The following is a 12,020-nucleotide window of genomic DNA, read 5'->3' on the forward strand; positions in this document are numbered from 1 at the left end:
ACGTGGAACCCGTGGAGCGTAGCGGTCCGCTGGGTTCGCCACTGTCCCCGTTCACCCCCGCCGGCACACGCTCGGCGCCCCGGTCAGGTGGTGTAGCGGGCCGCCACGTCCACTGTGCGCTGGGCGGCGGCGACCATCGCCCGGTCGGCGAACCGGCCGTCCGGCAACACGACGGTCCCCGAGTCCCGTCGATGCGCCTCGGCGACCGCGGCCAGCAGTTCGGTGGCACGGGCCACCTCCCTCTCGGCCGGCCGGAACGCCTCGACGATCACCGGTAGTTGGCGCGGGTGGATCGCCGTACGGCCAAGGAAGCCGAGCCGCCGACCCACCGCGCAGGAGGCGGCCAGACCAGCCACGTCGGTGACGTCGGCGTACACCGACATCGCGGGCGGGACCAGGCCGGCGGCACGGGCGGCCACCACCACCCGGCCGCGCGCCCAGAGCAGCCCCTCGTCGTCACTCACACCGAGATCCGAGCGGAGGTCGGCCTCGCCGAGCCCGATCGAGGCCACCGCCGGATGGGCGGACGCGATCGGGTACGCGGCCTCCAGCCCGAGCGCCGACTCGATCAGCAGGTGCAGTGGTACGTCGACCCGGCGCGCGAGCCCCGCCACCGTCGCGGCCGACTCCACCTTCGGCAGCCGCAGCCCGGCCAGCCCGGGTCGACCGGACACCGCCGCCAGGTCGGCATCGACGTCCGGACCGGTCAGCTCGTTGACCCGGACCTGCACCGGCACCGCGTGCGCCTCGGCGAGGAACTCGGCGACGGCGTCGCGGGCGTACGCCTTGCGCCCGGCGACCACCGCGTCCTCCAGGTCGAGGATGACGGCGTCGGCACCCGAGGCGACCGCCTTAGCGAACCGGTCCGGGCGGTCACCGGGCACGTAGAGCCAGCTCAGCAGCATCAGAGCACACCCCGCTCGCGCAGTGCGGCCAGCTCGTCGGCGCTCAGACCCAGCGCGCCGAACACCGCCTCGGTGTCCTGGCCGTGCCGCCGCCCCGCGTGCCGGATCTCGCCCGGCGTGTCGGTGAGTCGGAACGGCACGTTCTGCATCCGTACCTCGCCCAGCTCCTCGTCCGGGACGCTGCGTACGGTGCCCAGCGCCGCGTACTGCGGATCGGCGAGAATGTCCCGCACGTCGTAGACCGGCGCGACCGCCGCCTGGGCGGCCTCGAACGCGGCCACCACCTCGTCCCGGTCCCGCTGCGCCACCCAGGCGCTCACCGCGGCGTCCAACTCGTCGGCGTGCGCGGCCCGGCCACTGCCGGTGGCGAACCACGGCTCGTCGATCAGCTCGGGTCGACCGACCAGCCGCAGCACCCGCTCGGCGATGCTCTGCGCGCTGGTGGAGACCGCCACCCAGCGCCCGTCCGCGCACCGGTACGTGTTGCGCGGCGCGTTGTTGTTGGACCGGTTGCCCAGCCGGGGCTGCAGGTAGCCGATCTGGTCGTACCAGGTGATCTGCGGACCGAGCATCGCCATGATGGGCTCGATGATGGCGAGGTCCACCACCTGCCCGGTGCCGGTGACGTCCCGGGCCCGCAGGGCCAGCATCACCGCGTACGCGGCGGCGAGCGCGCTCACCGAGTCGGCCAGCCCGAACGGGGGCAGCGTGGGCGGCCCGTCCGGTTCCCCGGTGGCCGCGGCGAAGCCGCTCATCGCCTCGGCGAGGGTGCCGAAGCCGGGCCGGCGGGCGTACGGGCCGACCTGCCCGAACCCGCTGATCCGGGTGATCACCAACCGGGGGTTGACCGCGTGCAGCTCGGCCGGACCCAGCCCCCACCGTTCCAGCGTGCCCGGTCGGAAGTTCTCCACCAGCACGTCGGCGTCGGCGAGCAGCCGGCGCAGCAGCGCGGCTCCGTCCGGGTCGGAGAGGTTGAGGGTGACGGTCCGCTTGTTGCGGCCGAGCACCTTCCACCAGAGCCCGACGCCGTCCTTGGCCGGGCCGTGCCCCCGCGACGGGTCCGGCTTGGCCGGGTGCTCCACCTTGATCACATCCGCGCCGAAGTCGGCGAGGAACGCCGCCGCGAGCGGTCCGGCGAAGAGGGTGGCCAGGTCGACGACCTTGATCCCGTCCAACGGCGCGGTCATCGGGTCACCTCCGTCTCGGGAACCAGGTCCGCCGCGCACCGGAAGCCGACCTGGTCGGAGCGGGTGAGCCCGGCGCCGGTCAGCACCAGCTTCACCGAGATGTCCGCCGGCTGCGGACCACCGTCGAAGTACCAGTCGGAGCCCTCGGCCTGGTAGCCGGCGCCGCCCTTGAGGATGGCGAACCGGGTACGCCCGTCGGAGTGCTCGCTCTCGGTCAGGTTCCACACCAGCGGCTCGCGGCGGACGAGCAGCCCCGCCTCGGCGGCGACCTGCCATTCGTCCTCGGTGGGCAGCCGTAGCCCGGCCCACGCCGCGTACGCCCGGGCGTCGGCCAGCTCCACCCCGATCACCGGGGCGTCGACCGGCCCCTGGCCGGCGGTGAATCGCTCCGGACGCACCGGCCGGTAGCCGGTGGCGTTCAGGAACGTGGCGTACTCGCCGTGGGTGACCTCGTGGGTGGCGATGGCGAACCGCCCGAGTCGGACGCTGCGGCGCAGCGAACCGATGTGGTGCAACCGGGGCGGCAGCGGCTTCCACTCCTCGACGTAGGGTGCCTCGCCGTAGAGCCCGGTCTCCCGTACCCGGTGGCGGACCAGCAGCTCCCGCCGGCCGGCCTCGACGGCCACCATGCCGTCGGGCACCTGCGGCCGGGGCGCCCACGGCGTCCGTACGCGCACCGCGGCGCGGGCCGGGAACGACGGGTCACCGATCGGCTGCTCGTGCTGGATCACGGGCGCGTCGGTGCGCACCACGGCCGCGATCGCGCCGGCCGGCAGCGCGCCGCCCACCGCGAGTCGGCCGTCGGCGGTCTCGGTGACGGTCAGCTCGGTGCCGGTGACCAGGTCGACGAAGCGTCGGCCGGCCCGGTCCTCGGTGATCAGCCACGGCCCGTCGTGGTCCGCGCCCTGGTTGACCACCGTCCACAGTGGTTCGTCGTGGTGCGTCCAGCGGGACGCGTACACCTGGCCGGTGCCCGGGTGATCGGCGAGCGGCACCCAGTCCTCGGAGCGCAACCACGGCGCGTGGCTGGCCTGCACGCGGCGCATCGCCCGCAGCACCGCCCGGTCCCGGTCGTTCCAACCGACCCAGACGCCGAAGACGCTCTCCCAGACCAGCACGCCGACGCCGTTGAGCCACGCGGAGTGCAACTCGTCCAGGTGGTTGCGGTTCCAGCGGCGGGTGTGGTGCAGCACGTGACGCCGCTCGAACCACTTCGCCCGCAGGACGCCGGGCACCTCGGAGTCGGCGAACCACTGCGCCCAGGACATGGCGTGGTCGGCGATCCGAGCCAGCGGCACACGGCTCTCGCCTTCCAGGACCATGCCGGGGCGGACGGCGTCCAGCGCGGCACGCAACTCGCCGGCACCCTCCTTGAGGGTGTCCAGGAAGACCCCGTCGACGCCGAGCTTGCCGGCCAGGGCCGCAACCTCCTCGGCGTCACTGCCCGACTCCCGCCGGGTGCCGGTGTCCCACGGGTTGTAGTCGACGAAGACGCGCACCCCCCGTTCCTGGAACGCGCGCACCACCTCGGGCAGCTCCGGCACGTCCCGGTACCAGTCGAACTGGTTGCGGTCGTCCAGGCCGATCACCGGGTACGCGTGCCAGAGCACCACCCCGTCGAAGCCCCCGAAGTCCCGCCCGGCCGCGTCGAGGAACTCGTCGACGGTGAAGACGCCGCGCTCGTGGTCGTAGAGCGCCTCGTCCCAGAGCCAGGCCAGGCAGACACTGAAGCAGTCGCCGGTGATCTCGTCGTAGTGCGTGCCGGTGTAGCCGATCCGCTCCCGGGCGTCGGCCCGCCAGCGGGTCAGCTGCTCGCGCCAGGCCGGCCAGTCGGCCGGGTTGTCGGGGGCGGCGAAGATCTTCGCCTCGTCCAGGGTGCTCAGGTCGGCGTGCCCGCCGAGGGGCACCTCGGTCGGCCGGTCGATCGGGCGCGGGACGTACGGGTTGAAGCTCACGGGGTACCTCGGTAGGTCGCGTCGTAGAGGGCGTCGATGGCGGGCCGCTCGGGCAGTGCGGTTGACGCACCGGCCCGCTGGGCGCAGGCCGCGCCGGCGGCACACGCCCAGCGCAGGCTCGCGGTGACGGTGTCTTCGGTGGTGGCGCCGCCGCGCTCGACCCAGCCCACGGCCAGCGCGCCGGTGAACGCGTCACCGGAGGCGGTGGTGTCCACGGCGTCGATGCGCGGCGCCGGGACCGTCAGCCGCAGACCGCTCCGGTCGGCGTACGCGGCGCCGCGCGCGCCCTGGGTCAGCACCACCCGGGGCACCAGCTCCAGCAGGGCGTCGAGCAGCACCGGCGGGTCGTCGGAGCGGATCCCGGCCACGACGGCCGCCTCGTGTTCGTTGACCACCAGCACGTCCACGAGGTCGAGCAGCACCGGCGGCAGTACCGCGGCCGGCGCGGCGTTGAGCACCACGGTGGTGCCCTCCGCCCGGGCCCAGTCGGCCGCCTGGATCACGACTTCCAGTGGCACCTCCAACTGGAGCAGCAGCACGTCGGCGGCGGCGATCGTCGCCCGGTCGTCGGCGTCGAGCTGGGTCAACGCGCCGTTGGCGCCGGGCGCGACGACGATGAAGTTCTCCGCGTCCCGGTCCACCGCGATCAGCGCGACGCCGGAGGGCCCGGGGATGGTCCGCAGGCCCCGGACGTCCACTCCGGCCTCGACGAGGCTCGCACGCAACCGCGTACCGAATTCGTCGTCACCGACCGCGCCCACGAAGTCGCAGGCGGCGCCGGCGCGGGCGGCGGCGACCGCCTGGTTGGCGCCCTTGCCGCCGGGCACGGTACGGAAGTTCTCGCCGAGCACCGTCTCGCCGGGGCGGGGCAGCTGCGGGGCCGTCACCACCAGGTCCAGGTTGCTGCTGCCCACCACCGCCACGCGTGCGCTCATCGCGCGCTCCTTTCCGTCCGCCGGCGCCGGATCACGACCCGCTCCCGGGCTCGATCAGCGCCTGGGTCCGCTTCGCCAGCTCGTCGAAGCCGATCCCGTCGAAGCCGGCGATGCTGCTGGCCAGCCGGTTGTGCAGCGGGGCGATCCACTGCGCCGGCAGCCCGGACGCTCCGGTGAGCGCCCCGGTCACCGCACCGACCGTCGCACCGGTCGAGTCGGTGTCCCAGCCGCCGCTGACCACCGCCGTGATGGACCGCTCCAGGTCACCACGGCCGTACGCCAGCGCGGCGGCCACCAGCGCGGCGTTGTTGCGTACGTGCACCCAGTGCAGGTGCCCGTGCCGGGCGTACAGCTCGTCGACGACGCGTTCCCAGTCGTCGGTCGCCGCGCCGAGGGCGCGCGCCTCACGGACCGTGGCCGCGAAACGGCTGCGCTGCGGCAGGACCGCCTCGGCCGCGTCGAGCACCTCGTCCACCGTCGTGGCGACCGGCGCGGCGGCAGCCAGCGCGGCGGCCCAGAGCGCACCGTGCACGCCGCCGCGTACGTGGCTGACGGCGGCGTCCCGCCAGGCCAGCTCGGCGGCCCGGTCCGGACGGCCGGGGTTGACCCAGCCGTACACGTCGGTACGGATCTGCGCGCCGATCCACTCCCGGAACGGGTTGTGCCGGCGGGCGCTCTCCGGCGGCGCGAACCCGAGCAGCAGGTTCCGGTACGCCACCCGTTCGGCGGTGAAGACCCGACCGGCAGGCAGCCAGTCCAGCCACGCCTGCGCCACGTCAGCGCTGGTGAAGCTCCGGCCGTGCGTCTCCAGCACCCGCAGGGCCAGCAGCGCGTAGTTCAGGTCGTCGTCCTCGGGCATGCCGTCGATGTTCTCGGCGAGGCTGGTCGGCGCGCTGCGCCGGTTCCACGGCCAGCGTTCGGCGACCTCGGTCGGCAGCCCCTTCGCGGTGAACCAGTCGCGCAGCGGCCAACGCCCGGTGGCGGTGAGGATCTCCCGGATCCCCTCCCGGGGGATCTTCTCCACCGGCTTGCCGAGCAGGCAGCCGGCCGCCCGGCCGAGCCAGGCGCCGTGCAGCCGGTCGTACGCCACGTCGGTCGGCAGCGACCAGGTCGCCGGCCACTGCGCGCGCAGGGCGGCCAGGTCGTCCGTCTCGTCGTCGGCGGCGACGGCGGGCAACGCGTCGGCGGCGTCCAGCAGCTCCGCCGCGAGTGCCCGCAGTGCCGGCGACGCCGGGGTCTTCGACGCCCCGCTGACCGGCGGGGTCAGGTCCCCGCCGGCCGCCGCCCACCGCTGGGCGAGGGCCGTGACGTCGCGGCCCTCGTCCCGGCTGGCCGTCAACTCGTGGGGCAGCAGGTCCTCCGGCTGCACCCAGGTGATTCTCATCGGGTCGACTCCACGGCCAGCCCGGCGAACCGCTCCGCGCGCCGCGCGAACCGGGCCTGGTCCCGCTCGAAGACCTCGCCGGCCACCGCCGCGAGGACCCGGGCCGGCTCCACCAGATCGGTCTTGGACGCGGTGGCGACCACGTCGGACCACTCCGCGGGCACCGCCGCGGCGCCGCCGAGCGCTCCCGCGATGGCGGCGGCCATGGTGGCGGTGGAGTCGGCGTCCCGGCCGTAGTTGACCGAGCCGAGGACCGCCGGGCGGAACTCCCCGCCGGCCACCACGAGCATGCCGAGAGCCACCGGCAGCTCCTCGATGGCGTGCAGCCGGCTCGGGCGCCGAGCGCCGAGCCCGGGGCTGCGGTACTCCTCCCCCACCGTGTCGAAGGGCGCGACCGCGGCGCGCAGCGCGGGAATCGCCTGCTTCCAGTCGTGGTGGCCCCGGGCCTCCTTCACCACCGCGTCGATGGCCGCCCGGGTGCCGTCGCGGGCCAGGTCCAGCGTCGCGGTGACGACGTCCTCGACGCCCGCGCCGGGGGACGCCGCAGCGGCGACCGCGGCCGCGAAGACGGCGGCGGCCTCCCGACCGTAGCTGTGCTGGTGCGCCCCGGCGATCTCCACGGCCTCGGCGTACGCCCCGGCCGGGTCACCCGCGTTGACGATGCCGACCGGCGCCATGTACATGGCCGCACCACAGTTGACGATGTTGCCGACGCCCGCCTCACGCGGGTCCGCGTGGGCGTGGTGCAGGCGGGTGACCAACCACCGTTCGGCGGCCGCGAGCCGGTGGAAGGTCACCCCGTCCCGCTCCAGGTCGGGGATGTACACCACCCGCTCGATCAGATCGGGGACCAGCAACTCCACCACGTCGTACGCGTCGAGGTGGTCGCGTTTGGCCGCGTAGGCGCGGACCAGCGCGTGGGTCATCAACGTGTCGTCGGTGATGTGCCCATCGCCCTTGTGGTACGGCGCGAGCGGTCGCGCGGTGGCCCAGTTGGCGTGGTACGGGGGCACGATGCCCTCGACCCAGCCGCCGAACCGGACGCGGATCTCCTCCGGCAGTGCCGTCTCGGTGGCGCCGCCCAGGGCGTCTCCGACCGCGGCGCCGACCAGGCAACCGATCGATGAATCGAGCAAGAGTGACATGACCTACCTCAGAACCTGCTTGCCACCGTCGACCAGCTGCGTGCTGAGCTGATCGAGGGTGATCTTGTTGGCGAAGTACTGCTGGAGAGCCGGAGTGGCGTACTTGGTCTTCCACTCCGGGTAGCCGTCGGCCTGCTGGAACGGGGCGACGGTCAGGTCCGCGGCGCTGGCCGCGGCGACGTCCCAGCCCTGCTTGCCGGCGGTGAGCTTGACCAGTTCCTCGTTGGCCTGCTTGCCGGTCGGGACCAGCCAGTCACCCTTGGCCAGGGCGGCCATGTTGGTCGGGTTCAGGAAGTACTCGAGGAACTGCGCGGCCTGCTTCTTGTGCTTGGAGTCCTCGGAGATGGACAGCGTCTGCGGGTTCGCCGCCTGCTTGGCGGAGAGTCCCTTGACCGGCGGCAGGGTGACCCACTCGAACCCGGCCGGCGCCTGCTCGACCATTTGCTGACGCAACGACACCGAGCCGGGCAGCAGCGCGTACTTGCCGCCGAAGAAGCCGGGCAGGGTGTCCGCGCCGCTCATGCCGAGCGCCTCCGGAGAGGCCGACTTCGCCGTGTAGAGCATGTCGTGGATCCGCTTCGGCACCTCCTTCTCCGCGTCACCGACCTTGACCTCGGGGCGCCCGCCGTCACCGTCGTAGAAGAACTTGCCGTCGTAGTTGAGCGACAGGTTGAGCACCCGGTTGGTCGGCGACTTGAGCGCCCAGGCCGCGCCGTACTGGCCGGGCTTGGTGAGCTTCTGCGCGTTGGCCTGGAACTCGTCCCAGGTCCAGCCACTGGTGGCCGGCGGCACCGCGACACCGGCGGCGTCGAGCAGCTTCTTGTTGGCGATGACGACCTGCGACTCCAGCAGGAACGGCACGCCGGTGACCTTGCCGTCGAAGGTGGCGGTGTCCCAGACGCCCTTGTCGATCTGGCCCTTCAGGTCGTCGGAGACCAGCCCGGAGAGATCCGCCAGGTAGCCCTGCTTGCTGAACTCGCCGATCGAGGACGCCTCGTAGTGCACGATGTCCGCCGCGTCGCCGCCCTCGAAGGAGGTCAGCAGTTGGTCGTGCACCGAGTTCCAGTCACCCTGGACGTACTCGACCTGGATGTCCGGGTGCTCGGCGTTCCACTTGGCGACGAGGTCCTTGTTGACCTGCAACGACTCCTTCTGCCAGGCGAGGCTGAGGAAGCGCAGCTTGACGGGGCCGGACGTGGCCTCGTCGTCGCCGCCACCGCACGCGGTGAGCGCGCCGAGGCCGACGACCGCGACCGCGGTGGCCGCGGCGAGCCGACGAAATCGGGTACGGAGCATGGGGTTACCTCCTTGGTGGTGGTTCGGGGGGGACGGTTCAGCCCTTGACCGCGCCGGCCATCGACCCGGACGAGAGCCGGCGTTGCATGAACGCGAAGAAGATCAGGCTGGGCAGCGTGGCCAGCAGTGAACCGGCGGCCAGCGGCCCGAGTCGGGCAGTGCCCTCGATGCCGACGAACCGGGCCAGCGCGACCGGCAGGGTGGCCAGTTCCGGGGTCTTGATCAGCACCAGCGCGAAGAAGAACTCGTTCCAGGCCGAGATGAAGGAGAACAGCGCGGTCGCGACCAGGCCCGGTGCGAGCAGCGGGAAGACCACCCGACGCAGGACCTGCAACCGCGTCGCGCCGTCCACCGAGGCCGCCTCCTCCAGCTCGCGGGGGATGTTGCGGACGAATCCCTGGAGCATCCAGAGCGCGAACGGCAGCGCCCAGACCACGTAGATCAGCACCAGCCCGGCGTGCGTGTTGGCCAGGCCGACCTGCCGCAGCACCAGGAAGATCGGGATGATCAGCAGTACGAACGGGAAGAGCTGGGAGAGCAGCACCCAGCCCAGCGCCACGGTGCCGAGCTTCGACTTGAACCGGGCCAGCGCGTACGACGCCGGCATGGCGACCAGCACGGTCAGCACCGCCGAGGCGAGCGAGACCTGGAGGCTGTTCAGCGCCGCGCGGCCCAGGTCCTGCTCGGTGAAGGCCTGGACGAAGTTCTGCACGGTCGGGTTCGACGGGATCAGCGTCGGGTGCAGCCGGACCAGCTCCCGTGGCGGCTTGAACGCCGTCGACAGCAGCCAGATCAGCGGGAAGCCGAGGAAGATCAGGTAGGCGGAGAGCGCCAGGTACTGCAGCGTCCGCCCGGTGCGGCTCGGTTTTCCGAACATGTCAGTTCGCCTCCCTCAACCGACGGCGGAGATAGACGGCGAGCAGCACGATGATGATCAGGACCATCGCGTTGCCCAGCGCGGCGGCGTAGCCGTAGTTGCCGTAGCGGAACGCCTCCTCGTACGCGAAGAGCATCGGCAACATCGTCTTGCCCCCGGGCCCGCCGGCGGTCAGCACGTAGACCAGGCCGAACGAGTTGAAGTTCCAGATGAAGTCCAGCGAGGTGATGGCCACGATCACCGGTGCCAGCGCGGGCAACGTGACGTGCCGGAACCGGTGCCAGGTGCTGGCTCCGTCCATGGCGGCCGCCTCGTGCAGCTCGCGGCCCACGCCCTGTAGCCCGGCGAGCAGCACGACGGTGGTCTGTGGCATGCCGGCCCAGACCCCGACGATGATCACGGCGGGCAGCGCGGTGCTGAAGTCGCCGAGCCAGTTGGTCCGCAGCCCGTCCGCGCCGATCCGGTGCAGGAACTCGTTGATCAGGCCGGCGTCCGGGTGGTAGACGAGCTTCCAGAGGATGCCCACCACGACGGGCGGCATCGCCCACGGCACCACGGCCAGCACCCGGGCGATACCCCGGAACCGAAGCTGCTGATTGAGCAGCAGCGCCAGCCCGAGGGCGAGCAGGAACTGCAGCGCGGTCACACCGAACGCCCAGAGCAGCCCGATCTTGAACGAGTTCCAGAAGAGCTCGTCGCCGAGGAGTTCCCGGTAGTTGTCCAGGCCGGTGAAGCTGACCTCGACGTTGCGCCCGGCCCGGGCGTCGGTGAAGCCGAGATAGATGCCGCGCAGCAGTGGGAACACCGACAGCACCAGGATCGGCAGCAACGATGGCAGCAGCAGCAGATAGATGGCGGTGCGGTCGGAGCGGGACCGGTTCGGGCGGCGGGCCGGCTCGGCCTGCTCGACGTCCGGTTGCTCGGCCAGCGTGGTCATGCGGTCACCCCTTCGCTGGACGGGTGGGTGGTCGGTGAACCGGCCGGCCGGGGAATTGACGCGCCGCTGGACGCGCGGATGGCGAGGCTCGGTGGTACCTGCTCGCGCCGGGGCGGCAGGGTCGGGTCGGCAATGCGTTGCAGGAGCAGTTCGGCGGCCCGGCGACCACGCTCGGTCGAGCCGAGCGAGACGCTGGAGAGCTGCGGAAACATCATTCGGGCCAGTTCGGTGTCGTCCATGCCGACCACGGCGACGTCCTGCGGCACCCGCCGACCGGCGGCCAGCAGGGCGTGCAGCGCGCCGACCGCGATCAGGTCGTTGGCGCAGACCAGCGCGTCCGGGTCGGTCCGGGCGAGCAGCCGCTCGGTGGCGGTTCGGCCGGCGACGTACTGGAAGTAGTCGCCGACCTCGATCAGTTCCTCGTCGAGCGGGACGCCGTGTCGGGCCAGGGCGGCCCGGAAACCGGCGTCGCGGGCGGTGCCCGGCACCGTGTCGAGTGGGCCGTTGACGAAACCGATCCGGCGGCGGCCGGTCGCCACGAGGTGGTCCACGGCCAGCGCCACACCGTGCCGCGAGTCGGTACGCACGTTGTCGACCGCGGCGTCCTCGGCGAGCTGACCGACGACCACCACCGGCACCGGGCTGTCCACCAGCGCGGCCAGGTGGTCGTCGGTGACCCGGATCGGCGAGACGATCATGCCGTCCACGTAGCGGTTGGCGAGCCGGCGCAGCAGGGCGGTCTCGTTGTCGATCCGCCCTCCGGTGGCGTGCACCACGAGCTGACGCCCGGACGACGCCACCACCGCCTCGATGGCCCGCATCATCTCCACGTAGACCGGGTTGCCGATGTCCTCTACGGCGAGCGCGACCAGGCCGGTGCGCTGCGACTGCAGCGACCGGGCGATGGCGTTCGGCACGTAGCCCACCTCGGCCGCCGCGGCGCGTACCTTGCGGATCGTCTCCGGGCTGCCGCCGATCCCGTTGAGCACCCGGGAGGCGGACGCGATGGAGACGCCGGCGCGGGCGGCGACCGTGTGCACCGTGGGCCGCCCTTCGGCCGGCTCCTGTAAACGTTTACGACCCACGTCCCGCACCTCCACCCGATAGCTGTAAACGTTTCCGGGGAGTCTGCTCCGGTCACACCGGAGAGGTCAAGGGCTCGTTACGAAAACGTTTCCAAAGGTGGTTGGCCCGATGGCGAGACCGATCTGCCGGCCCGGCCACCTCGACCGGAGCCGAGGGCCGGTGGGCGGACGACGGTGCCGGCGTCGGGTTCGTCCACACCGGCGAGGACCCGCAGCAGGGTCGTCTTGCCGGTGCCGTTCTCGCCGATCAGGCCGATCCGGTGCCCGGGCGCGGCGGCCGGGCCGGGGCTCTCACCCGGAGATGCCGTCGTCAC

Annotated in this window: 11 protein-coding genes; all 11 read right to left on the minus strand. The window is 72.6% G+C overall.

Translation table 11 applies throughout. The features are described 5' to 3' along the window. Window positions 1-83: 83 nt before the first annotated feature. The 11 genes from ACFQGL_RS11640 to ACFQGL_RS11690 all read right to left on the minus strand — a co-directional run bounded on the left by ACFQGL_RS11640 (window position 84) and on the right by ACFQGL_RS11690 (window position 12,020). Window positions 84-905: an HpcH/HpaI aldolase/citrate lyase family protein gene (locus ACFQGL_RS11640; protein WP_377509810.1), complete on the minus strand. Its 822-nt coding sequence runs from the start codon at window positions 903-905 to the stop codon at window positions 84-86. Then, complete coding sequence (locus ACFQGL_RS11645; protein ID WP_377509812.1) at window positions 905-2,092, minus strand: CaiB/BaiF CoA transferase family protein; 1,188 nt, start codon at window positions 2,090-2,092, stop codon at window positions 905-907. The genes ACFQGL_RS11640 and ACFQGL_RS11645 overlap by 1 nt, the downstream gene beginning before the upstream one ends. After that, on the minus strand, window positions 2,089-4,047 hold the full coding sequence (locus tag ACFQGL_RS11650; RefSeq protein ID WP_377509815.1) for an SUMF1/EgtB/PvdO family nonheme iron enzyme: 1,959 nt from the start codon (window positions 4,045-4,047) through the stop codon (window positions 2,089-2,091). Before ACFQGL_RS11650 ends, ACFQGL_RS11645 begins: the two co-directional genes overlap by 4 nt. Beyond that, on the minus strand, window positions 4,044-4,982 hold the full coding sequence (locus ACFQGL_RS11655; protein ID WP_377509818.1) for a ribokinase: 939 nt from the start codon (window positions 4,980-4,982) through the stop codon (window positions 4,044-4,046). The genes ACFQGL_RS11650 and ACFQGL_RS11655 overlap by 4 nt, the downstream gene beginning before the upstream one ends. Window positions 4,983-5,013: 31 nt before the next feature. Then, window positions 5,014-6,366: an ADP-ribosylglycohydrolase family protein gene (locus tag ACFQGL_RS11660; protein WP_377509821.1), complete on the minus strand. Its 1,353-nt coding sequence runs from the start codon at window positions 6,364-6,366 to the stop codon at window positions 5,014-5,016. Then, entirely contained in the window at window positions 6,363-7,511 is a 1,149-nt protein-coding gene (locus tag ACFQGL_RS11665; protein ID WP_377509824.1) for an ADP-ribosylglycohydrolase family protein, read from the minus strand. The genes ACFQGL_RS11660 and ACFQGL_RS11665 overlap by 4 nt, the downstream gene beginning before the upstream one ends. A 3-nt stretch (window positions 7,512-7,514) precedes the next feature. Continuing rightward, a complete protein-coding gene (locus tag ACFQGL_RS11670) occupies window positions 7,515-8,807 on the minus strand; it encodes an ABC transporter substrate-binding protein (RefSeq protein WP_377509827.1) in 1,293 nt (430 codons plus the stop codon). A 37-nt stretch (window positions 8,808-8,844) separates the two neighbouring features. Further along, on the minus strand, window positions 8,845-9,684 hold the full coding sequence (locus tag ACFQGL_RS11675) for a carbohydrate ABC transporter permease (protein ID WP_377509830.1): 840 nt from the start codon (window positions 9,682-9,684) through the stop codon (window positions 8,845-8,847). Window position 9,685: 1 nt separating this feature from the next. Next, entirely contained in the window at window positions 9,686-10,621 is a 936-nt protein-coding gene (locus ACFQGL_RS11680; RefSeq protein WP_377509833.1) for a carbohydrate ABC transporter permease, read from the minus strand. Beyond that, entirely contained in the window at window positions 10,618-11,706 is a 1,089-nt protein-coding gene (locus ACFQGL_RS11685; protein ID WP_377509836.1) for a LacI family DNA-binding transcriptional regulator, read from the minus strand. The genes ACFQGL_RS11680 and ACFQGL_RS11685 overlap by 4 nt, the downstream gene beginning before the upstream one ends. 77 nt (window positions 11,707-11,783) lie before the next feature. Then, window positions 11,784-12,020, minus strand: a complete 237-nt coding sequence (locus tag ACFQGL_RS11690; protein WP_377509839.1) for an ATP-binding cassette domain-containing protein — start codon at window positions 12,018-12,020, stop codon at window positions 11,784-11,786.

It is taken from the genome of Micromonospora vulcania, from assembly GCF_042658605.1.
Classification (GTDB): Bacteria; Actinomycetota; Actinomycetes; order Mycobacteriales; family Micromonosporaceae; genus Micromonospora; species Micromonospora vulcania.

Coding starts and splice junctions, on each gene's coding strand:
- ACFQGL_RS11640 (WP_377509810.1), bottom strand. CDS start 905: ATGCTGCTGAGCTGGCTCTACGTGCCCGGTGACCGCCCGGACCGGTTC.
- ACFQGL_RS11645 (WP_377509812.1), bottom strand. CDS start 2,092: ATGACCGCGCCGTTGGACGGGATCAAGGTCGTCGACCTGGCCACCCTC.
- ACFQGL_RS11655 (WP_377509818.1), bottom strand. CDS start 4,982: ATGAGCGCACGCGTGGCGGTGGTGGGCAGCAGCAACCTGGACCTGGTG.
- ACFQGL_RS11660 (WP_377509821.1), bottom strand. CDS start 6,366: ATGAGAATCACCTGGGTGCAGCCGGAGGACCTGCTGCCCCACGAGTTG.
- ACFQGL_RS11665 (WP_377509824.1), bottom strand. CDS start 7,511: ATGTCACTCTTGCTCGATTCATCGATCGGTTGCCTGGTCGGCGCCGCG.
- ACFQGL_RS11670 (WP_377509827.1), bottom strand. CDS start 8,807: ATGCTCCGTACCCGATTTCGTCGGCTCGCCGCGGCCACCGCGGTCGCG.
- ACFQGL_RS11675 (WP_377509830.1), bottom strand. CDS start 9,684: ATGTTCGGAAAACCGAGCCGCACCGGGCGGACGCTGCAGTACCTGGCG.
- ACFQGL_RS11680 (WP_377509833.1), bottom strand. CDS start 10,621: ATGACCACGCTGGCCGAGCAACCGGACGTCGAGCAGGCCGAGCCGGCC.